Genomic DNA, 26,730 nt, shown 5'->3' on the forward strand with positions numbered 1-26,730 from the left:
GAGGACGAGTCAGAACAACCATGCACATAGAGTAGAAGCGGTCAGAGACCCTCCGGTTAATGGTGGGCTCTCGGGACATTGCTCTTTATGACAAACAAGGAGCAAGCATTGAACTACCTGATACAGAACGCCGCAGGCATCGCATCCACAGACGCCCCCGACGCCCGGGACATCCGGATCCGTGATGGGCGTATTGCCGAACTGGGCAGGGACCTGGGCCCGACGCCGGGAAGCCCGGAAACCATGATCGACGCCAGCGACTGCGTGATCTGGCCAGGCCTGGTCAACACCCACCATCACCTGGCCCAGTCGATCATGAAAGGGGTGCCCGCAGGGCTGAACCAGGGGCTCGGGGAGTGGCTAGGCAGTGTGCCCTACCGCTTCTGGCCCAAGGTCACGCCGGATCTGATGTATCACGCCGCCCGCCTGGGCCTGTATGAGCTGATCCGGTCCGGCGCTACGACCTGTGCTGACCATCATTACCTGTATCACGCCGACACCAGCCCGGAGCTGGAAGAGGCGGTCTGGCAGGCGGCAGAGGAGCTGGGCGTTCGCCTGGTGTTGTGTCGCGGCAGTGCCACGGAAACCGGCTCCCACGAGGGTATGATCGAGCACCGGATCGCGCCGGAAACCCTGGACCAGGTGATTGCCCGCCTCGATGCCACCCGCGTCAGGCACCACCAGGAGGGGCCCGACGCCATGAAGAAGCTGGTGGTGGCACCCACCAGCCTCATTCACTCCAGTTCGCCGGAGGGTCTGAAAGTCCAGGCCCAATGGGCACGCCAGCACGGTCTGAAGATGCACTCTCACCTGCTGGAGGTGGAGTTCGACGAAATCCAGGCCCAGCAAAAATACGGCATGAGCGCCATCGACTACGCCGAATCCTGCGGCTGGCTGGGGCCGGATGTGTGGTATGCCCACCTGGTCCACAGCAACCCCCACGCCATCGAACGCCTTGCTGCCACCGGCACCGGTATTGCCCACTGCCCGACGTCCAACTGCCGGCTGGGCAGCGGCATTGCGCCGGTGATCGAAATGGCGAAGGCCGGCGTGCCAATCTCCCTGGCCGTGGACGGCTCGGCATCGGCAGAATCCGGCTCCATGCTGCAGGAACTCAACCTCACCTGGCTGATTCACCGTGCGATACACGGCCCGGACGCCACCACACTGGAGCAGGTGCTTGCCTGGGCCATTCAGGGCGGCGCGCAGATGCTGGGGCTGGAAGAGACTGGCCAGCTATCGGTCGGTAAAGCCGCAGACCTGGTGCTTTACGATATCAACCAGCCCCGCTTCGCCGGCGTTCACACCCCGCTGATGGCACCGCTGATGTGCGGCGAGCCGGTGCGTGTCCGGGACAGCTTTGTGCAGGGTCGGCAGATCGTGAAGGACGGGCAGATCGGTAACCTGGATGAAGCCGAGCTGACCCGGAAGGTTCAGGAGGGGGTCGCCGGGTTGCTGGCCGACGCCTGAACACCAAAAAGCCGGCGGGCATGATCACCCGCCGGCTCCAGACAAGACCGGTCGAACTTACTCCGGCAGCGTGGCGGTCATTCCTTCCACGTACCAGTCCATGCCCGCCAGCTCTTCCCGGGTCATGGTCTCACCTTCCGGCACACGAAGCTCACCGGACTGGTCTTTCAGCGGGCCGGTGAACGGGTGAAACTCGCCGCTGTCAATGGATGCGATCACCGAATCCACCTTGGCGCGCTGTTCCTCGGTCAGGCGATCGCTGATGCCAATGATCTGGATAACATCCTCAGAGATACCGCCCCAGTAGTCCTTTGACTCCCAGGTGCCGTCCATAACCGATTGAACCGTATCGATGTAGTACGGCGCCCAGTCGTTGACCACGGACAGCAAGTGGGCATCGCCACCAAACTTGCGCATGTCGGAGGCCTGGCCCACGCCCCAGTTGCCACGCTTGTCGGCGGCCAGCAGCGGTGCCGGGCTGTCGGTGTGCTGGACAATCACGTCCACACCCTGGTCCATCAGCGCGTTGGCGGCGTCGGCTTCCTTGGCCGGGTCAAACCAGGTGTTGGCCCAGACCACCTTGAGCTCAATGTCCGGGTTCACTTCCTTCGCACCCAGGTAGACAGCGTTGATATCGCGGATGACTTCCGGAATCGGGAAGGAGGCGATGTAGCCCAGGGTATCGGTCTCGGTCACCAGGCCCGCGGCCACCCCGGTCACGTAACGGCCTTCATAGGTGACGGACAGGTAGGTGCCCAGGTTCTCCGCCTGCTTATAGCCGGTGGCATGGAGAAAGGTCACATCCGGGAACTGCTCCGCCACTCTCGCCGTGGGGTTCATGAACCCGAATGAGGTGGTAAAGATCACGTCGTTACCGGCCTGGGCCAGGCGGCGGATGGTGCGTTCGGCGTCAGCGCCTTCACTGACGTTCTCCACGTAGGTGGTGTCCACCTTGTCGCCGAAATGCTCTTCAACGGCAAGGCGCCCCAGGTCATGCTGGTAGCTCCAGCCATGGTCACCAATCGGGCCAACGTAGACGAAGCCTACCTTCATGGGATCTTCCGCCATGGCGGACAAAGGCAGGGTAATGGCGGCAGCAAGCGCCAGGCTGCGTTTAAGGCTCATGGATACTTCTCCTGAACGGTTTGATTATCGTCGTTTTTGGGGTGAACGAATCACACGTTTACAGGAGAGCAAAAAGCTGGCCAATTGTTCAGGAAATGGCTTGCCATGATCAGGAAGGGAATGACGAGGCAGAGGTATGGAATGAGGCGCAAGCAGCAGGAGCCAACGGCTATACGGGCACTTGTCGATCCCACACCGCACAGGTAGCAAGACATCAGTAAAGGTCATCCCGCTTTTAAGCGGGACCTGGCTAACAAACACCGCAGACCAATCGCACTGATTCCGGGCACAGACCAGGAACAAAGCAACAGATTGCCATAAGCTGGCGCACGAACAGTGGAATGTCCCCTTTTAATCCGCCCATGACACACAATTGTCACACCGGGATGCCACTATCAGGGCTCACGAAATGCATTGTGCCATTGCGAGTGGTTTATCGACTCCGGCCGGACCCCATCGGGTATCCGGCCTTTTTTTCGTCGGTTATTCCTGGAAGGCGGGTTGGATGACATCCCGGTAGTTGCGGATCCGCTGCACGTAATGCACTGGCTCGTAGCCCCGGGCATAGCCGTAGCGGGTGCTGGGATAGTATCGCTTGTCAGCCTTCAGGGGCAGCACCTCCCTCATGTCAGCCCAGGAGTCCGGATTCTTGCCCAGCTTGCGTGCCAGGGCGCGGGCGTCCAGCAGGTGGCCGCGGCCGATGTTGTAGCTGGCCAGGGCGAGGAAGGTGCGGTCCGGCTCGGGAATGGTCTCGGGCAGGCGACGATGGCGGTCCGCCAGGTAACGGGCGCCGCCGTCAATGGCCTGCAGCGGATCCAGACGGTTAGTGACGCCCACTTCCCCGGCCGTGGACTGTGTCAGCATCATCAGACCACGAACGCCGGTGGGTGACCGGGCCGCCGGGTCCCAGTGGGATTCCTGATAGGCCAGTGCCGCCAGCAGGTCCGCCGGCATGCCGGTTTCCTGCTCCGCCTGTCGGAAGGCATCGATGTAGCTTGGCAGCCGCTGGTCGATACGGCGGGTCAGTGCCCGCAGGTCCACGAAATCAAATTCACCAATGTAGGCGTAATAGCGGTTCTCCATTCGGCCAATGGCCTCGTCCCCTTCGCGGCTGTTCATCCACTCATGGGCATCGTTGGCCAGTTCTTCCGCACCTGCCGGGGCATACCAGCCCAGGTTGCGGCCCTCCGTCAGGTTCATGGCGATTTCCAGATGGGGGAAGTGGCGGCGCATGACCTGAACGATATTCGAGTCTGCCACCGTACAGCCCACCTCTTTATCCGCAACCGCCGACAGGATGACTTCGGTGGTCCGGTCCGGGTCCTCGGTGAAGGCGATCTCCGGATGTTTCTGTGCCAGGCTCTCCAGTGTTTCCACGTAACTGGCCCCGGCGGTAACGACAATGTCGATGCCAGCCATATCTTCCGGTTTGCGGGGCATGGGCCGGCTGTCCCGATGGCACACCAGCTGTTCGGTGATTTCCGTGTGGGCCGGCCCCGGGGCAAAACGCTCGCTACGGGACTCGAGGTGAGTCAGTCCCGCCGCAGCCAGGTTGGTGGTGCCAGCTTCCAGCGATTCCAGCACGGCGGCGGTGGAATCCAGCATGGTCCATTCCACCGTCCAGCCGCGAGCTTCGGCGTAGTCGCTTACCAGCGCGTATTCAGGGCCAACAGGGTTCTCATGTCGATTCAGGTAATAGGTGGTGGACCCGTTGCGGGTAGCCACCTTCAGTACGCCGGTCTCGAACGGCGAGCCCACTTCAGGCTCACTGCCGGTACAACCAGCCAGTGCCATCGGAAGGATCAGGCACAGGCCGTAGATCTGTGTGAGAAATTGCAAAATTTCCCCCTTATCGTTACTTCGTTAACTTTAGTTTAGTTGCTTTATTGGTATTGTGTACGGACAAAAACCCGCCAGGATCAGTTGGATATTTACGCCACTCACCCGATACCGGAAACTTGCGGGTCATCAAAATCGTTAGATCGTCCAAGGAAAAAGGTTGCCCGCCTGGCAGCCATGACAGTCAAGGAGTCACCATGAAGTGCCCCAAATGCAGAAGCAGCGACTTGATGCCCACTCGGCTGGAGCACGGCCTGCCCGTAATGGGCTGCGACCAGTGCGGCGGTTCGCTGCTGGGCCTGCTCTACTATCGTGACTGGGCAGAGCGCCACGATCCGCAAGAGCTCGAAGGCGAGTGCCCGGCCCTGCTGGAACTGGACGACGATACCACCACCGCCATGGCCTGCCCCAAGTGCAGCCGGCTGATGACCAAATTTTCCATCGCCAGTGAACATCGCAACCGCGTCGATCTTTGCGGCTCCTGTGACGAAGCCTGGCTGGATGACAGCGAGTGGAACCTGCTCAAATCCCTGGAACTGTCCCATCAGTTACCCCGCGTCTTCACCGACCAGTGGCAACGACGGGTGCGTGACGAAAAAATGCAGACGCTGAAGGAAGAACGTCTGCGCCGGGTGGTCGGTGAGGAAGACACAACCCGGGCGATCGCCATCCGTGAGTGGCTGGAAGGCAATCAGCACAAGCACACAATCATTCAGTTCATCGGCTCTGAGTGACGCCATCACGATCTGGTGTCCCGTCTGGTTAATTCGCTGGCCTGCTGCGTGACGTGGGGACCAGCGAATTAACCAGACGGGACACCAGGTACGCTTTCAACATTTATTGCACATTAAATCCAGTATAGAATATATGGAATCCGTCATTGCCAGGGGGCTCGACTCTCCTGCAAGCGACGCTGTGCCGCCAACCACTGAATGACCCCAGTCTCAAGGAAGAAGCCAATGAACATACGTGGACACTGGAGCGTTCTGCTGACGCCCTTCATCCCCCTCGCCCTCGGCCTTTACCTGCTCAGCCATTTCGGCGTGACGCCCGGCCAGACCCTGGCCAAGATCCAGCACGTCATGAGCCGGCAGCCTCCCGTTGACTGGACCATTGCCATCGACCTGGCGGTCTGGCTGATCATCGGCTTCGGGCTGTTCGTGCTGGCCGGGCGCATTGCCTGGCTGATGACCACCCGGGTGGAGGTTATGAAAAACGGCATCGAACACCGTACCGGGGTTATCCATCGCTACACCTCCCGCATCCAGTTCAAGGATGCAGAGAGCCTGTCGCTTTACCAGTCCTGGCTGGGCTACCTGCTGGGCTACGGCACCGTAACGGTACACGGCCGTGGCAGCGCCATCGTGGCCCTGAAGAATGTCGCCACCGCCCGGGACCTGATGCTGCATATCGACCAGCAGATGGCCCGGACCGAAGCCCCAGCAAAACCTGCACCCACGCCAGCCTCGGCGACGGGAGCCAACACTGAAAACAAGGATGGAATGGCCCTCGCCGGCTGATCCCGCTGCCTGCTGCTTTCCTGTCCCCGGGTTCACCCACGCCGTCCAATAACTGACGTGGGTGTATAACCTTTACCCGTCGTGAAGTGGTACGATCGTTTTCCCATGACCTGGTGTCGCGAGCCCCCGATGCCTGCGACCGCTTCCAGACAATTTCCATCGGGACAAACTCCAACAACATAGCCAATAAGGAGCAGCACATGGATATTCAGAACCGTATTGTCGTCGTCACAGGCGCCGCCGGTGGTATCGGCAAGGCCCTGGCCATTCGCTTTCACCAGGCAGGCGCCAAAACGGTCGTTTGCGCAGATCTCGACAAAGAGGGTGCCGAAGCAACAGCCGCAGAGGTCAATGGCGTTGCCCATCAGATTAACGTTGCCTCCGAGGACGAGATCAAGAACCTGATCGACTCCGTCGAGAACGAACTCGGTCCGATCGACCTGTTCTGCTCCAATGCCGGAATTATGGTCAAGGGTGGCCCGGAGGCAGCTAACGAAGACTGGCAGAAAATCTGGGACATCAACGTTATGGCCCATGTCTACGCCGCCCGTCACCTGGCACCGCGCATGATCGAACGCGGCCACGGCTATTTCCTGAATACCGCCTCTGCCGCCGGGCTGCTGTCACAGGTGGGCTCCGCCCCCTATTCGGTGACCAAACACGCCGCCGTGGCACTGGCCGAATGGCTGGCCTTTACCTATGCTGACGATGGCATCAAGGTATCCGTGTTGTGCCCGCAGGCGGTTCGTTCTGCCATGACCAAGGGCCACGAGGACGGCGTTGCCAGCCTGGACGGTATGCTGGAGCCGGAACCGGTGGCCGATGCGTGCCTGAAAGCCATTGAGGAAGAAACCTTCCTCGTGCTGCCCCATGAAAACGTACTGAACTACTTCCGCAACAAGGCGGAGAACTATGATCGCTGGATCGGCGGCATGAAGAAGCTCAACCGGGCCTTCAAGTAACCGATCGACCGACAGCGCAGCAGACTTTCCTGTTACCAACCGGAGGAGACGGATGAGCACTCAGTGGATCAGCGTGACCAACGGAGACGGCGAAACCTTCGACGCCTGGCTGGCCCTGCCCCCCACTGGCCAGGGGCCTGGTCTGGTACTGGTGCAGGAAATCTGGGGCGTGAATGCCCATATCCGGGCCCTGGCGGAACAGTACGCCCTGGACGGCTACGTGGTACTGGCGCCGGACGTGTTCTGGCGCCAGGAACGTCGCCTTGACCTGCCCTACGACAAGCAGGGCAGCGAAAAGGCCTTCGCCCTGGTCAAGGCCACCGACGCGGAAAAGAACGGTGCCGACGTGGCCGCCACCGTGGAACATCTGAGCAATATGGAGCAGGTCACCGGCAAGGTGGGCGTTATCGGCTTCTGTTTCGGCGGGCAACTGGCCTACCGGGCCGCCGCCGTTGGCCGGCCGGATGCCACTGTGTGCTATTACGGCGGAGGCATCCATAACCACCTGGACCTGGCAACGGACATCCACAAGCCCATCCTGTTTCACTTTGCTGGCGAGGACTCGCTGATTCCCTCCGAGGCCATCCACCGTGTCAGCGACACCTTCGCCGGCCACCTCCGGGCCCTGGTGTTCGAATACCCGGGCGTGGACCACGGCTTCAACTGCTGGGGCCGGCCAGCCTACAACCAGCATGCCGCGGCGCTGGCCCATGGGCGCACTCTGCAGTTCCTGGCGGAAAACCTGGACTGAACGAACCAGGTTGCACTGAAACCACTACCCGGTCGCCGCCAGCACTTCCGCTTTCTCGTACCAGCCCCGACAGAAGCCGGGCACGTCCTGCGCCGGCATGGGCCGCCCCAGATGATAGCCCTGGGCCACATCACATCCGGCTACCTTCAGGTGGACCAGTTGCTCACGGGTTTCCACGCCCTCGGCCACCACCTTCATGGCCATGCGTTTGGCCAAAATGATGGTGGAAGACACAATGGGGCTGTCGTCGTGAGTATTGCAGATACTGGCAATCAGGCTGCGATCGATCTTCAGCTTGTCCACCGGCACGGCGTCCAGGTGGGCAAAACCCGCGTAACCGGTACCGAAATCGTCCAGAGCAAGGCGGATCCCGGCCTTGCGCAGTGCATGCAGCTGCGCCACCGCCTGCTGGTCGAGCATGGCGGTCTCGGTGATCTCCAGCTCCAGTTGACCGGGGCAGAGGTTGTGCTCGGCCAGCAGTTCCAGCACTTTCGGCAGAAAGTCAGGTCGGGCCAGTTGATGAGGAGACACATTCACCGCCACCGGGATGGCCGGCAGCCCCGTGTGACGCCAGCTGCGCATGTATTCGCAGGCCAGACGAACCACCTCGAGACCCAGGGGCAATATGAAACCACTGCTTTCCGCCAGCCCGATAAAGCGGTCAGGATAGAGTAACCCGAACTCCGGATGCTGCCAGCGGACCAGAGCTTCGTAACTCACCAGCTCGTTGGTTTCCAGGTCCACCTGGGGCTGGAAATGCAGGATAAAGTCACGGTTCCTGAGCGACTCGGCGAATGACTGCTCCAGCAGGAATCCTTCCACATCCTTGCGATTCAGCGACTGGTCAAAGTAACGATACTGGCCACGGCCGGCTTTTTTGGCCGAGTACATGGCGGCATCGGCGGCCTGCACAAGATCCTCAAGGGACTGGCTGTCCCTTGGACAGAGGGCGATACCCATACTCGGGCTGTTGTTGATTTCCACGCCATCGAGTTCGTACGTGGTGGACAGGTGCTGACTGAGCCTGCTGACCCAGCCTTCAATGTCGGCTTCCTTGCGGTCGCCCGCCAGCATCACCACGAATTCGTCACCGCCAAACCGAGCCGCCACGTCGCAGGATTCCAGGGAATGCTGAATACGGCCGGCCACGGCCTGGAGCAGCTGGTCGCCCACCTTGTGGCCGAGGGAATCATTCACCGCCTTGAAGCGGTCCAGATCAATGAAGATCATCGCCGCCAGACATCGTCGGCGGCGCTGGTGTTGCAGCTTTTCTGCGGCAACTTCCATGAATTGTCCCCGGTTCAGCAGGCCACTGAGATGGTCAATCGCCGCCGCCCGACTGCTCTTTGCGTGTTCCGACTCCAGCCGTTCGATCAGCTCCTGATTCGCCCTTTCAGAGGCTTCCAGCGCCTGGAAGGCCACCTGCTGGCTCGAGAGCGATCGTTTCAGCCAGACGGTAATGGCCGTCACCAGGACGGTCATCAACACATTAAGAACCATCTGGCGGAACTGCAGCGCCTCCAGCGGTGCCAGAAGCTGCGCCCCGGAATGACCGAGCAGATCAACATAAGCCGGATCCTGCCGCAGGCTGAGCACCTGGTATAGGAAGGACACCCAGATAAAGCCGACGATGAGGAAGCCGAGCAGTATGGTGGCAAGCCGGATATGATTGGGGGCAGGCCCCTGACGATTGGCCATTCTGCGTGGTTCTCGCATGAAACAGGTTTGCAGACTACAGAGATACCTTCCGCTGGCCATACTCCCTGGGTGGCGTGCATTGCTTGACGCCATGGCCGAAGGTTACGCACGCTACATGTCATTCCCGTGACAGATCGAAGAGGACGGATCCATGCGCAAGAATATCCTGATCACCGGCGCCAGCACCGGGCTTGGCGAAGGCATGGCCCGGGCCTGGGCGGCGCGGGGCTGCAACCTGGCCCTGTGTGCCCGGCGCACCGAAAAGCTGGTTCAGTTACAGAGTGAATTGCTGACGGCTAACCCTGGCATCCAGGTGGTAGTGCGTTCCCTGGACGTGTGCCATTACGATCAGGTCTTCGAGGTATTCCGGGACTTCCGGGAGGAGCTGGGGTCGCTCGACCGGGTGGTGGTGAATGCCGGCATGGGCAGCAAGTCGGCCATTGGTCATGGCGATTTTGCCTCCAACCGGCAGGCGGCGGAGACCAATTTCGTGGCGGTGATTGCCCAGTGCGAGGCGGCGATGGAACTCTTCCGGGAACAGAACAGCGGCCATCTGGTGCTGATGTCATCCGTCAGTGGAGTGCGGGGCTTTCGCGGACCCTTCAATGTCTATGCGGCCACCAAGGCGGCGGTTGCGGCCCTGGCGGAGGGCCTGCAACTGGATACCCGGGGCACGCCGATCCGGGTGACCAGCATCCTGCCCGGCTACATCCTCACAGACATTAACCGGGAGGTGAAGAACGCGCCCTTCCGGGTGGACCTGGAGACCGGCGTCAAAGCCCTGGTCAGGGCCATCGACAGTGAGAAGCGCCGGGCCTACGTACCCTGGTGGCCCTGGACGCCGCTCAGTTACGTGCTCAAGGCGATGCCATTCGGGCTGTTTGCCCGCGCAATGTAAACCCGGGGCGGTCCCCAACTCCGCGTAACCCCCCTTGTACCAGCATCTGGGCCCGCCGGGCGGCAATACCGGTTGTCATGAAGCTGTAATCACTAAAAGTTATAAATGCGGGCACATTTATTTCTCCGGAGATGCAGTAATGTCCCAGAATGCGTCCCTGCTGGTGGAACAGCTTTGGCAGCTCAAGCGGCTTGTGGACCGTGGCGAATGCAGCGATATCCAGTTCGTCCACCTGAACAATCTGCTGCGCGAACCCAACTACCGCGCCGACGTGCTGCGACGGGCGGAAAGTTCGGGCTCGGATAAGGTCCGCAAACTGGTCAGGGAGATACGGGCGGCAGACACCGGTGCCCCCCTGATGGCGACGACGGATACCCGGCAGGCCGCAACCAGGCAGCCGGCCGTCGAGCAGCCCCGAAAACGCCGCAAACACCTGGCCTGGATAGCCCCGACCCTGGTCGCGGGCGTTGTCGCCACCGTGGGCTTCACGGCCCTTGAGCCGCAGACGATCCGCATCAGCGGCGACATCACATCGACCACCACCTGGACAGGCGACAAGACCTACCTACTGGAAGACATCGTGTTTGTGGATAACGCGTCCCTCACCATCGAGGCCGGCGCTACCGTCAAGGGCGAGAATGGTTCAGCCCTGATTGTCACCCGGGAGGGCCAGCTGTACTCCCGGGGCCGGCCGGATAATCCCGTGGTTTTCACCAGTGCCCGGAACTACGGCGAACGCGCCCGGGGTGACTGGGGCGGCGTCGTGTTGCTGGGCAGTGCACCGGTCAACGAACCCTCGCCGCAGATCGAAGGTATTCCTGATGGGGATCAGCGTGGCAGCTTTGGCGGCTCTGACGTCACCGACAGTTGCGGTGTCGTGGAATACACCCGTATCGAGTTCGCCGGCTTCGAGGTATACCAGAACAATGAACTGAATGGCCTCACCCTGGGAGGTTGCGGCAGCAATACCATTGTTCGCAACGTGCAGGTACACAGGGCGCTGGATGACGGCATCGAGATGTTCGGTGGCACCGTAGACCTGAAAAACATCCTGGTCACTGGCGCTGCCGATGACAGCATCGACTGGGACTGGGGCTGGCGTGGACGGGTCCAGTTCGCGGTTATCCAGCAGCATGCGGACGCCGGAGACAACGCCTTTGAGGGCGACAACAACGGCAACCAGCATGAGGCCCAGCCACGTTCCGGGCCGGTTTTTTACAACGTCACCCTGGCGGGCACCGGACATGGCCCCAGGTCGCACCGGGGTATGGTGCTGCGTGAGGGTACCGGCGGCCGTTTCCACAATATGATTATCGACAGCTATGCCATCGAAGCGCTGGACACCCGTGACGAAGTTCGCGCCCTGACCGGTAATGGCGAGCTCACCTTCAGCCACAACATCATTGCCAATACCGGCCGCCTGTCCGCTCAGCAGCAGGAACAGGGGCAGGATGATGACGATTACGGCTTTAATGAACAGGCCTGGCTGAAGGCACCGGAAAACAACAACCAGCTCAGCCTGAGCGGTGCCCTGCACCCTGCCGCCCGCCATCTTACATCACCGGATTTCAGGCCGCGGATCTCGCTGCGGGAGATGCCGGCCACTACGCCTCCGAAGAGCGAGTTCTTCGATGAGTCCGCTGCGTTTTCAGGAGCCATCAATCCCCGCGACCCGGGTAGTTGGCTGGAGGGCTGGACGGCTTATCCAGAATCCTGAGGATCGCAAGGCACTACACTAGTGGTGGAACATAAATGAGCCGTTGGCGGAACTTTAACGACTCACCACAGGCATAAAAAATGAGCCGTTGGAAAAATCCAACGGCTCATCTTATCCGAACCGGATCAGGCGAGCCTGGGGCCCGCCAGTCAAGGCTTACTCTGTTGGCAACGTGTAGTCCTTGAAGTCGTCGCGCAGTTTGGCCTTCTGCAACTTGCCGGTAGCACCGTGGGGCAGCTCGTCCACGAAGACCACGTCATCCGGCAGCCACCACTTGGCCACACGCTCTTCCAGGAACTTGAGCACGTCCTCACGGGTGACGTCGGAATCCTCCGCCTTCACCGCCACCAACAGTGGGCGTTCCTGCCATTTCTCGTGGCGTACGCCGATAACCGCGGCTTCTGCCAGTCCCGGATGGGCAATGGCTTCGTTTTCCAAGTCGATGGAGCTGATCCACTCACCGCCGGACTTGATGACGTCCTTCACCCGGTCGACAATTTCCATGAAACCATCCGGGGAAATCACCGACACATCGCCGGTACGGAACCAGCCATCATCGTCCATGGCCTTTTTGGTGGCTTCCGGGTTTTCGTAGTAACCGCTGATAACGGCATTGCCTCGTACCAGCAGCTCACCCTGGGATTCGCCATCGTGGGGGAGTGCTTTACCCTCCGCATCGACAATCTTCATTTCCACGCCGTAGACCAGCCGGCCCTGGGTGGCCCGCAGTCGCAGTTCCTCGTTCCAGTCGCCTTCCATCTGACTCGGGCGCGGCGTGGCAATAGTCCCCAGTGGGCTCATCTCGGTCATGCCCCAGCCCTGGATGGCTTCGACACCATGGGCATCACGGAATTCCTGGATCATCGACTTGGGCAGCGCGGAACCGCCAATCAGCGTGCGCTTTAGGGTGCTGAACTTCTTGCCGGCCTTACGCATGTGGCCCAGCAGGCCAAGCCATACCGTCGGCACACCCCAAGCGTCGGAGACCTTTTCGTCCTCTATAAGGTTGGCCAGGCTCTCGCCGTCCAGTCCCGGCCCCGGGAACACCATCTTGGCGCCGGCAATCAGGCCAAAGTACGGCGTACCCCAGGCGTTCACATGGAACATGGGCACCACCGGCAGCATAACCGAACGCTCGTCAATCGGCAGGCCCGGCACGGCCAGGGCAAACAGTGCGTGGAGCACGTTGGAGCGATGGCTGTAGAGCACACCTTTCGGGTTACCGGTGGTACCGGAGGTGTAGCACAGTGAGGAGGCCGTGTTTTCGTCAAATTCCGGCCAGTCGAACTGGTCCGACTCGTCCTTGATCAGGGTCTCGTAGCAGTAGACCCGGGGCAGATCCGTTTGCGGCATGTGTTCTTCATCGGTCATCACGATAAAGCCTTCCACATCCGGGAAATGCTCGTACAGCTTTTCCATCAGTGGCAGGAAGGTCAGGTCCACGAAGATGAATTTGTCCTTGGCGTGATTGACGATGTAAATGAACTGTTCCGCCGGCAGGCGCGGGTTCATGGTGTGACAGATGGCGCCCATGCCGGAGGTGGCGTAGTAGACCTCCAGGTGACGGTAGGTGTTCCAGGCGATGGTGCCAATCCGGTCTTCCTCGGTAGCCCCGAGCTTCTTCAGGGCATTGGCCAGCTTGCGGGTACGCTGGGCCATCTCCGGGTAGGTATACCGGTGAATCGGGCCTTCGGTGGCACGGGATACAATTTCCTGATCGGGAAAGTTGCCGGCCGCAAATTCCAGGATCTGGGAAATCAGCAGGGGGCGTTGCATCATCAGGCCATGCATCGGCGTGTCTCCTTGTTTTTATGGCTTGAGGGTTCTGCGGCGAGCAACCGCTATATTTATTTTACGGGTACGATATAGCCACAGATTGGATGATGGCAAGCCAATTGGGTGATTTTCTCAGATTTTAATCGGTTCTGTACCCAGTGTATTAGACCCTTGTCACCCTGTTTCCCTCAAATGCCCCTGCAGAACACTAATTTACGCCATAGCGCCGCGGTCGCTGCAATGAAAATCACGGTTACTAGCCATCTGTCGATCATGCAGACGGATTGAGCAGAATGATAATAAGCGACATAACGTGACACAGACTATATTCAGGAAGGTTTTTTCGGAGTAGGTTGCACCACTTTCCCATAGGTGCCGTGAAGTGGTTACATGGGAAACCAACTCCGCAACAAGGATGAGGATCATGGATGGATCAGGGGCCAGGATGCCCGACAGTGAAAAACAAGAGCTATCCCGCCTTACCGACTATCGCCGCTACACCTATGCCGTAGCCAGTGTCATGGCCATGGCGATATTTTTCGTCAGCTGGCTGTTCCGTCACCCCCACGATCTGTTCATCGCCATCGGCTATCCGGTTTTCTCTGTCGTCTACGGCGTTTCCTGCGTGATGCTGATCCACGGTCGCGTGCGCTTGCGGCTGCTGGAGGTGGGGCTGGTGTCGCTGATGGCGGTGATCGTGCTCAGCCGGCTTGCCTGGCATTTTATTGTGGGCGAACCGTTCGGTGACAATCTGATGCCGCTGATATCGGGCCACTACTGGGCCGTTGGCGTACTGATTGTGCTTGCCTTCATTGCCCTGGGCTTCAAGGCGGGAATGGCGGTCGCCGTGGTGGCGTTCTCGTTTTCGGCGTTGCTGGCCACGGGCGCATCCCTGAGTTGCGCCGTGGGTGAGCCGGCGGATTGCTCCAATGCCATGTACTTCCTGCGCATCCACCTGTTCCTGCTAGCGCTCCTGGCGTTGACCAGTAGCGGTACATTGTTACGTGACCAAACCTTTGCAGCGATCGCCCGCGCGCAAGTACTGGAAAAGCTGAACGTCACCGACCGGCTGACGAGCCTGGCCAACCGCTATGGCGCCATCCGCTATCTGGAGAAGAACACTGGCAATACCAGTCAGCAGGAGCAGCCACTGTCGGTCACCCTGGTGAACGTCGATCACTTCCGGAGGATCAACCACACACATGGCCGTGACACCGGCGATCTGGTGATTACACGGATCGGTGAACTGCTGTCGGAAGTCATGGGGCTACAGGGACTGGTGGCAAGGTGGGGCAGCGACGAATTCCTGGTCATCCGCCCCGGTGATGATCAGGGCGAGGCCCTGCACAGGGCCGAGCACTGCCGCTGGCGAATGGAACATACCCCGATCGCGGGCCTGGCCGTAACCGCCTCCTTCGGCGTTGCGCAGTATGACACTGAGCAGGGTATTGACGACGTTCTTTGCCGCGCCGACCAGGGCCTGGCCCAGGCCCGGGCCAACGGCCGCAATGTGGTGGCCGCGGCACCGGAGCAGCGGCCACCCCCTCACAGCTTCCGGCGCCGGGAGCGTGAGGATTTACCGGCAGTGTAAGCGGGGCTGTAACCCTTACTTACTCGAAAACCGGCTCATCCCACCAGGGGAAGAACGCGGGCATATCCGTGGACACCTTGTTGGGGAACTCCGCGGGACGTTTTTCCAGGAAGGAGTTGACCCCCTCCTTGGCATCCTCTGACTCGCCCCGGGCCTGAATGGAGCGGCTGTCGATGCGGTGGGCGTACATGGGGTGCGGCGCGGCGGACATGCGCCACATCATCTGGCGGGTCAGGGCGACAGAAACCGGAGCGGTGTTCTCGGCAATTTCCCGGGCCAGTTCGTAAACGGCTGGCAGCAGGTCGTCCGGCTCGTGAAGCGATCTGACCAGGCCTTTGTCCAGCGCTTCCTCGGCGCCGAATACACGACCGGTCATGCACCACTCCATGGCAGTCTGCATGCCGACCAGACGGGGCAGGAACCAGGACGAGGCCGCCTCCGGGGTAATCCCGCGACGGGCAAACACGAACCCGAACTTGGCCTTGGTAGAGGCCATGCGGATATCCATGGGCAGCTGCATGGTGGCCCCGATGCCCACTGCCGGGCCGTTGATGGCGCCGATTACCGGCTTCAGGCTTTCAAAGATGCGTAAGGTGTTGGTACCGCCACCATCGCGGTAAACATCGCCAACCTTCAGCGATTTCCGGGATAGATCACCAGAGTCTGCCTTGCGATCAAAGGTGGAGCCACCGGATGACAGGTCTGCGCCAGCACAGAAACCACGGCCGGCGCCGGTAATGACCACCACGCGCACATTGTCGTCGGCGTCGGTTTCATCGAACAGTGCCAGCAGTTCCTCCCGCATCTGCGCGTTGTAGGCGTTGAGCCTGTCCGGGCGGTTCAGGGTAATGGTGGCAATGCCCTGATCGACACTGTACTGGGTAGTTTCAAGGGTAGGTAAAGCCATATGGCCTCCGACGATGCGTTGTTGGAATACGGATTATTGGTCATGGAAGACTAAGTAGCCGACCAGGATCTGACAAGTGCATGATTCTGATGGGCCGTTATTCATGCCGTGCATAGTGAACCGGGCTCCGAGCCTGGACGTTCGTCAGGCATCCGGGCTGAAGTAGCCCTTGATCCAGTCGATCAGCGTGTTCTGACTGACGTCCTGCAGAGGCATTCGCTGAAATTCCTCACCCATTTCGTCTTCCAGGGGCACGAACTGGTACAGCAATATCCCTGGCTCTTCATCATGGAGGATCAGCACAATGCGACGGCGGCTGCGCAGGCAGTCGATGGTCATGACATCGGCCGGAATACCGCCGTCGCGCATCCCACGGCGCACCTCCACTACGGGATTGATATGTTCGTAGGTCTGCTGGATGCGGGCGTGGGCATCACTGGCCATGTCGGACAGGGTTTTCAGGGGATCTTCAGGCATGGGCGCTCCTCGACTTGTCACCTGTTCAGCGTAACAGAATGACGTTCGTCCAGTCGCTCCCTCACCTTAGGTTTCAGATGGCGGAAAGGTAACATTGGCTCTGCCCCATCAACCCGTCAGATTGACTGGGCATGGGCGCGAAAAGCCAGCCGCACTGGCTTTTCGCGTGCGCTTTCAGGACGGATCAGGATCTGATGCGACGCCGGGCGGCACCCAACCCGATCAGGCCCAGACCCAGCAGGCTCAGTGTGCCAGGCTCCGGAACCGATGTGGTCGTGGATGAGAAGGCGAACTCGGCGTCACCGGCAGCGTCGGCAGAGAAACTCCACAGGTAGGGTGTCTCTTCGAAACCGTCGCCATTCATAACGCCTTCGCCAGACAGGCCGAGAATAATGTCGTTCTGCTCAACAACATTCATGTCAGTGAGTTCAAAGCTGAAACCACCACCGGACCAGAGTGGCCCTGACGGCACCTCGCCGATGGCAAAGCTTTCATAGTCCACAACGGTGTCAAAAGCGGTCAGACCCGACAGGTCGCCGGTGCCACCCGTTGTGACCACCGCCTCGTTACCGGTTACGTCGATATAGCTGGCATCACCAAGGCTGACCTCGGCGCCACCTTCAGCATCGAGCGGGGTGTATTCCCCACCGAATCCGACGTCGCCGGTAATAGGCGCGGCGCTTGTCGAAAGCGAGAGTGTTGCCAGTAACGTACCACTGACCAATGCTGTCGTTCTCAGGTTCATATCATGCCTCCATAAGATGCTCGTCACTCTCCCTCTAGCGCGGCTACCCATCGGGTCCCGCAGCTTGTGAACATCTCAGATTGCAGAAATTTGAACTTTCCGAACTATCGGGGGAATCCTTGTTTCCCACCCTGCAGCAAGGCCAAGATCATGCCAGAATCTCAGGGCCTGTCATGACGGGCATCAGGACTAATGACTGACGCCCGGCGTTAAAGGGGTTGACGCATCCCGGCCCTCCCGTCGCAGGACGCCGTTATTGGCGTAAACAACTCTGACGCGTCAGAGTGTGTTTTTTATGCACAGTCCTGACAGGTCATTGCGGCTCTTCGGCAGCGCCCGTGTACTTCAGCCACGACAGACATCGAGCAACCGCCGAAAGTCAGCTGCCTCCGCATCAGACGGTCGCAGGTCATATTTGATAAGCAGGCGCATAAAACGGCTTACATACTGGCATTCGCCGGCCGGAGGCATCCATTCGTCGGGCCCCCGGGCGCCTTTGCTGCGGTTAAGGCTGGCCTCTACCGGCCAGAGATTGGAGGGATCATTGGCGAAGGCCTCCCGACGCTCCCGGGGCCACTGGCTGGCACCATGCTGCCATGCCCAGGCCAGGGGAACGACGTGGTCAATATCGATATGGGCGGCATTCTGGATGACCTTGCCGGTGAACGGGGATATCCAGCGACCGGTAACGACCCGGCAGCGGCTGGCGTCGGCAAAGCGGACCGTGGTGGTTGAGGTCTGGATCAGGGCTTCGGCCCGACTATCCTGGCAATCGTCATCCTGATCGGACCAGCCGTGACCGAAATGGCTGCGCTGATAGTCCGTTTCCGGCGGACTGGAACTGGCGACGCTGACCCCTTTCGGCAAACGCCCACCTGCGGCCAGGCAGGCTTCAACGGTGTCGAAGGCCGTGAAGTTGGTGGTGCGTTCATACCAGGGGCTTTGCGGTGGATGGCAAAGACCGGATGAGGACTGCTTGATGGTGGCATGGGCCAATGCCGGGGCAAGCCCGAGCAGGAGCACAGCCACCAGGTTCCGACAGCGAACTGAAACCATGGACCGCCCATATACTACAGGTAATACGAGGGCCTACATGATTGCTGCCCTCACCTGCGACGTATTGTATACGAGTCACTCCCGGGAGGTCATTGCTCAAACCACCACCCGGGTAACAGCGTGCGATTCGCCGGCTGCAGGAAGCGGTCATCAATCAGCCAGATCACGCCTTCATCCTCCGGGGTACGGATGACGCGGCCAGCAGCCTGGGCCACCTTCTGCAGGCCGGGAATGCGGTAGGTATAGTCGTAGCCAGCGCCAAAGCGCTCTTCCAGCCTCGACTTGAGTACTTCATGCCACGGATCGAAAGGGGGTAGGCCGAGAGTGGCCACGAAAGCACCGACCAGCTGGTCACCGGGCAGGTCGATGCCTTCACTGAACACTCCGCCCAGGACGGCAAAGGCCACCGCCGGTTGTGGCTGACGGAAGCCAGCCAGGAACGCCATCCGTTGCTCATGACTCATGCCCGGTTGCTGGGACCGTTGGGGCAGGTCCGGGGCTCGTTTAGCCAGGGTGTCCGCCACCTCACGCATGTACTGGAAACTGCTGAAGAACGCCAGGTAATGGCCGGGACGTGTCCGGAACTGGGTAGCGATCAGGTCGGCAATGGCCGTCAGCGATGCCTCCCGGTCCGGTTTGCGGGTGCTGATCTGCGGCGTGAACTGCACCTGCAGCTGCCCGGCACTGAACGGGCTGGGCAGGGAGGTAAAACGGGTTCCGTCCGGCAGGCCCAGCAGGTCCCGGTGGTAGACCCCGGGGTTCAGGGTGGCGGAGAACAGCAGCACCGAGCTGGCCGCCTTAAAACGGTCCCGCAGGAAGTCCGCCGGGATCAGGTTCTGGATGGTGACAGCCGCCCTGCCCCGCCCGGGTCGATGGAACTCGCACAGGGAATGGTCGCCGAACTGGTCCGCCAGCTTCAGGAAGGCCACGCTTTCGAACAGCAGTTCCTGCAGGGCCAGATCCGGCGGGTTGTCCGCCAGGTAGTCGGTCAGCGCGGACACCAGCCCCTGCAGGGCCGCCGGCAGGCGACTGGGCAGTGACTCCAGAAATACCGGCTTGTTGCCCGCAGCCTCCTGGTCCCGGACCACGTCCTGCCAGGCACGGGCTGCCCGGTTCAGGGGGGATTTCAGGGGCTTGGGCGCGGTCTTTTTGGTCCGCAACAGGCGTTGCTGATCCAGCCGCACCGAATACATGCCCCTGGCCCGGTCTACCAGGTTATGGGCCTCGTCCACCAGTACGCTGGCCTTCCACTGGTTCTGGTTGACCAGGGCGTGAAGCAAGGCGCTCTGGTCAAACAGACGATTAACGTCGGCAATCACCACATCGCACCAGCGGGCCATTTCCTGGGCCAGGAAGTAAGGACAGATATCATGACCGGCAGCAATCGAGGCCAGCCGTTCACGGGTCAGGGGCTCGCGCACCTGTGCCGCCTCGGCGCGGGCATCCGGCAGCCGGTCGAAGAAACCTTTGGCCAGGGGGCAGGAATCACCGTGGCAGGCCTTGTCCGGGTGTTCGCAGGCGTCGTCCTTGGACACCAGTTCCAGGGTGCGCAAGGTCCAGTGATTCGGTTCCGGCTGGGCCTGCCGCAGGACATTAACGGCATCAATGGCCATCTGCCGGGTGGTGTTGCGGCAGGTCAGGTAAAACAACCGGTCCTGCCGGCCAGCGGGCAGGGCCATCAGCGCCGGGAACAGGGTGCCCAGGGTCTTGCCCAGGCCCGTGGGGGCTTCCAGCAGCAAGGTGCGGGACTGCACCGCATTGCGGTAGACGGTTCCCGCCAGTTGCCGCTGGCCGGTGCGGAAGTCGGCAAACGGAAAACGCAGCTGCCCCAGGTGCTGGTCCCGGTCTTCCCGATGCTGCTCCTCCTGTTCCGCCCATGCCCGGCAGGCCAGACACAGGGCTTCCAGTTCCTGCCAAAGTTCTTCCGCCGTGGCGGTCTCGGTTACCGGAGTTTCCCTGTCACGGCCGGTATCGTAGTAGATCAGTGACAGGGTGATCTTGCGACGGCTTTCCTGCCGGCACACCAGCGCACCATAGGCCCGCAACTGGGCCCGGTGCATCGCCCGCTGATGTTCCCGGATGCGGGACAGATCGCCGCGATGGGTCTTGATCTCCTCCAGCAATCCCTTGTGGGGGTTGTACAGATCGGCTCGACCGGAGAGCTGCAGCCCCTGGCACTCACCGGTAAGCAGGTACTCACTCTGGTAACCGAACCCCCGACGAGACTGCACCGACTGATGGCCCGCAATGCCCTCCTCCGAGGTGGGGGCCGGGGTATAGCGAAAGTCCAGGTCACCGCGACGGGCCGCAAACTCGCACAGGGTGCGTACCGCTACCTTCACGTAACGTCTTCCTGCCAACGCACATAGCAGACCCGTGCCGCGATGCCCTGGCGCTGGAAGAATGCCAGCCAGCGTCTCTGGTGGTCCTGCAGGCGGTCACCGGGGCCTTTCACCTCGATCATCTCGTAGCGGCGGGTCGGGTCCGGATCGTCAGGCAGGAAGCGGATCAGGTCCGGGAAGCCGCTGCGATGCTCCTTCAGATTATGGAGCAGACGGCGGAACAAGACCTCCAAATGGTCCGGAGGGATGCAGACCAACGCCAGTTCCAGCAGATTTTCGTCCACCACCAGCCAGTTGACGAAAGGATTCGCCAGCCCCCGCTTGCGCCGATAATTCGCCAGAATCACTTCGCTGTAATCGCCATTCTCCAGGTGCAAAAAGCACTGTTCCAGCAACTCCCGACGACGGGGCACAAAATCTTCCCGGGTCAGGTCGGCCGGACCCACATGGAAAGGGTGGAAGAAGGCCCCCGGCACCGGTGCGAAGATCACATCCCAGCACAGCAATCCAAACAGGCCGTTGATCAGGGTGTTCTCCACATAAAAGACCGGCTGATCGTCCTGCCAGAAGTGTTGCTGAACGGCGACCTCCACGGGCACCCCGGACTGGGGCAATGTCACCAGGAACTCCTCCGGAGCCGGGTCGGCCGGCAGCTCCGGTGCAGGCTCCCCAACCTTGCCCGCAACGCGCTTGAGGATGCGGGCCAGCCCCTGATGTTCGGCATCACTGAGTTCGGTGGCATGCCAGTCCCGGGCGATGGCCCAGGCCTCGTCGAACCGTTTCATCCGCTCCAGCAGGCGCAGCTGTTTGAGGCGTGCCTCCCGGTGGGTACTTTCTGCCAGCGCGGCCAGCGCCAGCTCCCGCTCCCCCTGGCGTTCCGCCTGGCGACCCAGCTCCAGCAGCAACCGGTCACGGCGACTGGCCAGCCAGGTGTTATCCGTCGGCCCGGGCACCTGTGGCCACAGATCGGCAACGGGCACGCCCTCATCCAGCTGCTCCCGGCACTGGTGCATCTCCAGGTAGCAATCCACCTCATGCCGGTGCTGGAAGGCCCGGGACTCGGGGGTAAAGGTCACTTCCTCATACTGCTGATAGCCCAGCTCCACCAGCACAAAGTCCGGCCAGCTCTGGCGCAGGTTGCCGAAGAACATCAGGCGGATACGGTCAAACAGGGGCATGTGGGCCAGGGAGACCACTGTGTCACCATGAGCCGGCAGCCAGTCCGCGAGGCGGACGGTGTCGCCCAGATGGTCCGACAGCAGCGCTTTCATCCGGGCCTTGGGGAGTGACCGCGGATGGCCGAGGTCCGACAGTATGCAGGCAAACGCCGGACGCAGCTCCGCCAGGGTGAACAGCCGGAAGAGGTCGTCGATCCTGAGATGGTCGGCCGCAACCACCCAGTCGCTGGCCGTCAACTCCGCCAGGGCCACGGATTCCTTATCCGGTAACTCCGGGTAGTTCAGCTTGTCTACCCGGAAAAGCTCCCCGGTGCGCATCACCATGCGGGTAAGCAGGGCGCGGGCAGAGACAGAAAGCTCGACGAATCCGGCCAGCCGGTGGTTTTCCTCAGGCGTCAGCAGGTCGCTGTGGTTCTGGCGGACCCAGTTCACCACGGTTTCCATGTTTTGCAGGTAATACAGGGGATCGGCAAGGTCGGCGGCCTGCGGTCGCGGATCCTGTCTGTCGGAAGAACTCATCACTGACGGAGGCAACCTGTGGCGGACGGCATAACAGAAGGAGCAACTCTACGACGAGTACCGCTGCAGCTCAAGACATGTGGATGCCGGTCGCGCCTTCAGATCCCCACCTCCGCCCGCCGCAGGCTGACACCGCCCACCTTCCACTCGCGGTCCCGCTCAACCATTCGGTAGTCGGCGTTCCAGAGCTTGCCCTCTGGGCCCCTCAGGCATACCACCCGGATCTCGAAGCGGTCATGGGGCGACAAAAGCCTGTTGCCAATTTCAGACCCGTCAGTCTAGGACGGTTGGCAAGAGGACTCCATCCTAGATAAAAAGCGACCGCAGCCCCAACCGTTACTGGTTTTCCTGTTGTTCAGCAGCGCCGCGATCAGGGGAAAAGGCTACTCAACCGGGCCGGGATGGACCTCCAGCAGCGTGTGACGTTTGCCCTGGTAGCGCACTTCCACCCTGCCATCAACGGCGCCTGTTATGTCTGGTATCCGTCGTTTCCTCGCAGCCACAAAATAGCGTTCGCCCTGCCTGGCCAGTCGATCAGGATCAGTAACCGCCACTGCTCCCCTCAGGTAGAACCTGGCTGAGAAAGGGACTTCATCCAGATAGAAAAGCGGAACTCGGGCAGATCCCCGGGAGGATTGGTACTGGGCTACGAGCGGCTTCTCCGTATTCAGTGAGCCCTCATCAATGGCGACATACAAGCCGCCTGCCGTGATCAGTAAGGGCACGATCACGGCGACAATCGTCAAATTACGCCTCGTCTTGGCGCCAACGCCATTCATCCCGACGAAGACCATGCGCGCAAACAACAGCGCAAAGAATGGTAATGCCGGCAATACATAGGTCCACAGCGTATTGCCACTCAACGTGAAGAATACCAGGGGCGCCAGGGCGGCCCAGCATAGAAAACGCACGACCGTATCTGACCTGAACATCGACCAGGCACGGCGCCGGGTTTCAGGCCATGCCAGTGAAACCAGCATCAACACTCCCCATGGAAAGGTTGCCCACAGCCAGAACACCCAGATCATGCCGTGGGGCTGTTGGTGGGCGCTTCCGTACAGATCCCCCTGCCAGCCGGGATCCAGGAATCGACGGAAGTGCTCTCCGACAATGAAGTAATCAATAAACCCGGGCGTTTTCAGTTCGGCTGCGACGTACCAGGGCACCGTCAGGACGAGCGTCAGCATGATGCCCCAAAACCAGGGAAAACTCCGCCACAGCCCATGCCAATTGCGCTCAGAGAGTGTCCACACAACGATGGGCATCCCGACCAGCACCAGTACAAGGGGCCCCTTGGCGAGCAGCCCGATTACCAGGCCGAGGAAAACAAACCAACGGGCGCTCCGGCTGGTGCCCCCGAGCATGACTTCCGCGAAGGACAACAGACTCAATGTTGCCCCCAGCAGCAGAAACGGATCTGTCATTACCGCACCGGCGCTGACAAATCCCAGCCCCATACTCACCAGTGCAAGCGCACTCAGAACGCCCTCGGCCCTGCCCCAGGTCAGGGTGGCGAATCGAGCCATAAGGCCCACCGTCAGCACCATGGCAAACCAGGAAGGCAGGCGGGCTGCCAGCTCGTGAACACCGAACCAGCTCATGGACAGCGCCTGGGCCCAGAAAGAGAGCGGCGGCTTGCCCCAGAAAGGCGTGCCCGGTTCGAACCAGGGCGTAATCCAGTCACCGCTGGCTAGCATCAGCCGTGCAATTTCGGCATATCGCGGCTCGGTTGTCTCGACCAGGGGAAACGCGGCCATGGTCAGCACGCGGCCCAGCAAAATGGCCGCGATCAGCCAGTACCAAACCCGGTAACGCTCATACACGAGCATTTCCTCCGGGCATGGCACGAACCAACTCACCCGCCGCAACCCCAGGGTCACCAATCACATCCCGCACCAGGTACAGCGGGCGTTGCTTGCTCTCCAGGTAGGTTTTACCAACGTACTCGCCGACAATGCCGATGCCCAGTAGCTGACAACCCCCGAGGAAGGTCACCACCGCAATCAATGACGGAAAGCCAGGGGTACTCGTACCCAGCACCAGGGTCTTGGCCACGATCCAGAGGCCGTACGCCCCCCCGATTGTCGCCGCTGCCAGCCCCACTATGGTGGCCAGGCGCAGCGGTGCCGTGGAAAACGAGGTTATCCCCTCCCACGCCAGGCGCACCAGCCCCGGATAATTCCATTTGGTGTCGCCGGCAGCCCTTTCCGGGCGGTCGTATTCGATGACCACAGAGGGCATTCCCACCCAGGCGAACAGGCCCTTCATAAAGCGGTTGCGTTCCGGCAGTTCCATCAGCGCGTCCACCACCCGGCGGCTCATCAACCGAAAATCACCGGTATTGACCGGAATGGGTGAACGGCTGAGTTTCTGCAGCAGCCAGTAAAATCCATACGCCGTGCTGCGTTTTAACCACCCTTCGCCCTGTCGGGTCCGGCGCTGCATCAGAACGACATCCGCGCCCTGTTGCCACTTTGACACCATATCCGGTATCAATTCGGGCGGATCCTGCAGATCCGCGTCCATTACCACCACGGCATCGCCCCGGGCATAACTGAGACCTGCAGAGAGTGCGGCCTCCTTACCGAAATTCCGGCTCAGACGCACCAACCGTACCGGTTGATGATGACTGGCTGCGTCGATGAGATACTCACCAGTGCCATCACAGCTGCCATCGTCAACAAAAACAATTTCGACCGCCATACCCAGTTGTCGTATCACCTGTTGCAGACGAGCCAGGCACTCCGGGAGCACTTCCCGCTCATTGAATACAGGAATAACGATGCTGAGCAGGTTTCCGCGCATTTTATTGATGTGATCAACACGACTGATCATGGAAAACGAGCCTCTCGCACAAACGATAATTCAGGAATGCTATGGTTGCCGTGGTCACCGCCTGGGCAGGGGTTACGGGAACAGCCAGCCCGTAATGGAGACCGGCAAAGACCAGTTGGTTACCCACCAGGGCCACAAGGGCGGTGATCAGATAACGTGGCAGGGCGATACGATGTGCCCGGGTTGACTGGAATGTCACTTTGTATTGCAAGCCGTAGTTGGTTATCGCCCCTGTGCTGGCACCTATAGCTGTTGCCAGCAAGGCGCCGAACCCGGACAGTACCAGCAGTGCCATCACACCCCAGTGAACCAGTGTGGCGATACCGCCCGACAGCAGAAACCGCAACGGACGCGCTGCCAGCGAGCGCCACTGCCTGCGGTCCGGTTGCATCGCCGCGTTGGCTATCCGGGGCTGGCAGCTACCTGCCGATTCAGGTCCGGTCATGGCCGGCTTCGCTCCTTTTCAGACCGGTAACCATACTCCGGGTCAGATTTTCCCGATGATGCCAGCTTTCCAGGACCACCCCTCCGACGTGCAGTGCCACGAGCAAAAGCAGAGCATTGGCAAGCCACTCATGGGTTTCTTCCACCAACTCCGCACCCCAGAACCAGTCGGTGGTATAAAGCCACCCGGTGATACAGGCGCCGGCCAGGGTCAGCAGCAATACCACGATCATCGCGGCCCCGGCCGGGTTATGGCCAAGATACCGTCGTTCACGCCCCCTTACTGCGTCCTTCATATACCGGATTACTACCTGCGGCCCGCGAACAAACTCCGAGAAGCGTGCATAGCGGGTGCCCACACCACCCCACACCAGCCTGAAAACGATGAGACCAGCAATGACATAACCGGCGATTTCATGAACGTCGTCCCACTCGTCGCCGGTTAGCCAGGTCACGGTAAAACTCGCGACCAGCCCCCAGTGAAACAGCCGAACCAGTGGATCCCAGACTTTAACGGTGCCGGAGGAATGGTCAGTCATCGCGTTTGACCTTGACTACATCAAGGGAGCGGGGATCGATATAGGCCTCGATGCGCTGGCCATCCGCATCAAGCGCGTATGCCTCGTAGCACCCGTCTTCTGTTTTCAGTCGTTTGACATCCCAGCCGCGTTCTTTCAGCATCGCCTCAACCTTGGCCTGGTCCTGCCACTCGGAGGCTGGAACGGAGCACAGATCCTCCGCAAAGGCCTCGGTGGAGGCCAGAAGTGAAGCCAGAATGACCAGGGAAGCGCGCTTGTTCATAGTCCGGATCCTTTTTCAGAAGAGACATCCTGGAAATCAGGAATCGGGACACATCATGCGCGCGCAGGCTTAAACGAAG

General features: G+C 60.7%; 22 protein-coding genes and 2 pseudogenes. 8 read left to right on the forward strand and 16 right to left on the reverse strand.

The features are described from left to right. The first annotated feature begins 108 nt into the window (after positions 1-108). On the forward strand, positions 109-1,470 hold the full coding sequence (locus ACFOZ5_RS11750) for an amidohydrolase family protein (RefSeq protein ID WP_379887501.1): 1,362 nt from the start codon (positions 109-111) through the stop codon (positions 1,468-1,470). A 57-nt stretch (positions 1,471-1,527) separates the two neighbouring features. On the opposite strand, the gene ACFOZ5_RS11755 is transcribed toward ACFOZ5_RS11750, so the two are convergent. Together ACFOZ5_RS11755 and mltF are read right to left on the reverse strand one after the other, a co-directional pair. After that, positions 1,528-2,595, reverse strand: a complete 1,068-nt coding sequence (locus tag ACFOZ5_RS11755; protein WP_379887503.1) for a BMP family ABC transporter substrate-binding protein — start codon at positions 2,593-2,595, stop codon at positions 1,528-1,530. Positions 2,596-3,078: 483 nt separating this feature from the next. After that, a complete protein-coding gene (gene mltF, locus ACFOZ5_RS11760; RefSeq protein ID WP_379887505.1) occupies positions 3,079-4,434 on the reverse strand; it encodes a membrane-bound lytic murein transglycosylase MltF in 1,356 nt (451 codons plus the stop codon). 197 nt (positions 4,435-4,631) lie between these two features. Here mltF and ACFOZ5_RS11765 point away from each other — a divergent pair, with 197 nt between their 5' ends. The 4 genes from ACFOZ5_RS11765 to ACFOZ5_RS11780 all read left to right on the forward strand — a co-directional run bounded on the left by ACFOZ5_RS11765 (position 4,632) and on the right by ACFOZ5_RS11780 (position 7,667). Next, on the forward strand, positions 4,632-5,168 hold the full coding sequence (locus ACFOZ5_RS11765) for a TFIIB-type zinc ribbon-containing protein (protein WP_379887507.1): 537 nt from the start codon (positions 4,632-4,634) through the stop codon (positions 5,166-5,168). 225 nt (positions 5,169-5,393) lie between these two features. Further along, positions 5,394-5,954 carry a PH domain-containing protein gene (locus ACFOZ5_RS11770; RefSeq protein WP_379887509.1) on the forward strand — a complete coding sequence of 187 codons (561 nt, stop codon included), beginning with the start codon at positions 5,394-5,396 and terminating at the stop codon, positions 5,952-5,954. A gap of 200 nt (positions 5,955-6,154) precedes the next feature. After that, entirely contained in the window at positions 6,155-6,916 is a 762-nt protein-coding gene (locus tag ACFOZ5_RS11775; RefSeq protein WP_379887511.1) for an SDR family oxidoreductase, read from the forward strand. 52 nt (positions 6,917-6,968) lie between these two features. Beyond that, complete coding sequence (locus ACFOZ5_RS11780; protein ID WP_379887513.1) at positions 6,969-7,667, forward strand: dienelactone hydrolase family protein; 699 nt, start codon at positions 6,969-6,971, stop codon at positions 7,665-7,667. 24 nt (positions 7,668-7,691) lie between these two features. On the opposite strand, the pseudogene ACFOZ5_RS11785 reads toward ACFOZ5_RS11780, so the two are convergent. Then, positions 7,692-9,206 (reverse strand): annotated as a pseudogene (locus tag ACFOZ5_RS11785) (putative bifunctional diguanylate cyclase/phosphodiesterase); the annotation flags it as partial. Positions 9,207-9,516: 310 nt separating this feature from the next. Here ACFOZ5_RS11785 and ACFOZ5_RS11790 point away from each other — a divergent pair. Then, on the forward strand, positions 9,517-10,263 hold the full coding sequence (locus ACFOZ5_RS11790) for an SDR family oxidoreductase (RefSeq protein WP_379887515.1): 747 nt from the start codon (positions 9,517-9,519) through the stop codon (positions 10,261-10,263). A 139-nt stretch (positions 10,264-10,402) separates the two neighbouring features. Next, complete coding sequence (locus ACFOZ5_RS11795) at positions 10,403-11,980, forward strand: hypothetical protein (protein ID WP_379887517.1); 1,578 nt, start codon at positions 10,403-10,405, stop codon at positions 11,978-11,980. A 156-nt stretch (positions 11,981-12,136) separates the two neighbouring features. On the opposite strand, the gene ACFOZ5_RS11800 is transcribed toward ACFOZ5_RS11795, so the two are convergent. Then, positions 12,137-13,771 carry a long-chain-fatty-acid--CoA ligase gene (locus ACFOZ5_RS11800; protein WP_379887519.1) on the reverse strand — a complete coding sequence of 545 codons (1,635 nt, stop codon included), beginning with the start codon at positions 13,769-13,771 and terminating at the stop codon, positions 12,137-12,139. 430 nt (positions 13,772-14,201) lie between these two features. Between ACFOZ5_RS11800 and ACFOZ5_RS11805 the strand changes: the two genes are divergently transcribed. Further along, entirely contained in the window at positions 14,202-15,347 is a 1,146-nt protein-coding gene (locus tag ACFOZ5_RS11805) for a GGDEF domain-containing protein (RefSeq protein ID WP_379887521.1), read from the forward strand. Between the two features lie 19 nt (positions 15,348-15,366). Here the strand turns inward: ACFOZ5_RS11805 and ACFOZ5_RS11810 are convergent, their stop codons facing one another. The 12 genes and pseudogenes from ACFOZ5_RS11810 to ACFOZ5_RS11865 all read right to left on the reverse strand — a co-directional run bounded on the left by ACFOZ5_RS11810 (position 15,367) and on the right by ACFOZ5_RS11865 (position 26,651). Beyond that, entirely contained in the window at positions 15,367-16,254 is an 888-nt protein-coding gene (locus ACFOZ5_RS11810; protein WP_379887523.1) for a crotonase/enoyl-CoA hydratase family protein, read from the reverse strand. 144 nt (positions 16,255-16,398) lie between these two features. Next, positions 16,399-16,731, reverse strand: coding sequence for a hypothetical protein (locus ACFOZ5_RS11815; protein WP_379887525.1), 333 nt, complete (start codon positions 16,729-16,731; stop codon positions 16,399-16,401). A gap of 184 nt (positions 16,732-16,915) precedes the next feature. Then, positions 16,916-17,002 (reverse strand): annotated as a pseudogene (locus tag ACFOZ5_RS11820) (PEP-CTERM sorting domain-containing protein); the annotation flags it as partial. An 819-nt stretch (positions 17,003-17,821) separates the two neighbouring features. Next, positions 17,822-18,505 (reverse strand): HNH endonuclease family protein, encoded by a 684-nt coding sequence (locus tag ACFOZ5_RS11825; RefSeq protein ID WP_379887527.1) that lies wholly within the window; start codon positions 18,503-18,505, stop codon positions 17,822-17,824. 116 nt (positions 18,506-18,621) lie between these two features. Further along, a complete protein-coding gene (locus tag ACFOZ5_RS11830) occupies positions 18,622-20,874 on the reverse strand; it encodes a helicase C-terminal domain-containing protein (RefSeq protein ID WP_379887529.1) in 2,253 nt (750 codons plus the stop codon). Next, entirely contained in the window at positions 20,871-22,571 is a 1,701-nt protein-coding gene (locus ACFOZ5_RS11835) for a VRR-NUC domain-containing protein (RefSeq protein WP_379887531.1), read from the reverse strand. Before ACFOZ5_RS11835 ends, ACFOZ5_RS11830 begins: the two co-directional genes overlap by 4 nt. A gap of 98 nt (positions 22,572-22,669) precedes the next feature. Beyond that, a complete protein-coding gene (locus tag ACFOZ5_RS11840) occupies positions 22,670-22,819 on the reverse strand; it encodes a hypothetical protein (RefSeq protein WP_379887533.1) in 150 nt (49 codons plus the stop codon). 135 nt (positions 22,820-22,954) lie between these two features. Continuing rightward, complete coding sequence (locus tag ACFOZ5_RS11845; RefSeq protein WP_379887535.1) at positions 22,955-24,394, reverse strand: ArnT family glycosyltransferase; 1,440 nt, start codon at positions 24,392-24,394, stop codon at positions 22,955-22,957. Continuing rightward, the gene (locus ACFOZ5_RS11850; RefSeq protein WP_379887537.1) at positions 24,387-25,406 is read right to left on the reverse strand and encodes a glycosyltransferase family 2 protein; all 1,020 of its coding nucleotides are present in this window, start codon (positions 25,404-25,406) and stop codon (positions 24,387-24,389) included. The genes ACFOZ5_RS11845 and ACFOZ5_RS11850 overlap by 8 nt, the downstream gene beginning before the upstream one ends. After that, positions 25,390-25,851 carry a GtrA family protein gene (locus ACFOZ5_RS11855; RefSeq protein WP_379887539.1) on the reverse strand — a complete coding sequence of 154 codons (462 nt, stop codon included), beginning with the start codon at positions 25,849-25,851 and terminating at the stop codon, positions 25,390-25,392. Before ACFOZ5_RS11855 ends, ACFOZ5_RS11850 begins: the two co-directional genes overlap by 17 nt. Beyond that, entirely contained in the window at positions 25,838-26,389 is a 552-nt protein-coding gene (locus ACFOZ5_RS11860; protein ID WP_379887541.1) for a cytochrome b/b6 domain-containing protein, read from the reverse strand. The genes ACFOZ5_RS11855 and ACFOZ5_RS11860 overlap by 14 nt, the downstream gene beginning before the upstream one ends. Further along, entirely contained in the window at positions 26,382-26,651 is a 270-nt protein-coding gene (locus tag ACFOZ5_RS11865) for a PepSY domain-containing protein (RefSeq protein ID WP_379887543.1), read from the reverse strand. The genes ACFOZ5_RS11860 and ACFOZ5_RS11865 overlap by 8 nt, the downstream gene beginning before the upstream one ends. Positions 26,652-26,730 lie beyond the last annotated feature (79 nt).

The sequence above is a fragment of the Marinobacter lacisalsi genome (genome assembly GCF_042651045.1).
GTDB lineage: Bacteria > Pseudomonadota > Gammaproteobacteria > Pseudomonadales > Oleiphilaceae > Marinobacter > Marinobacter lacisalsi.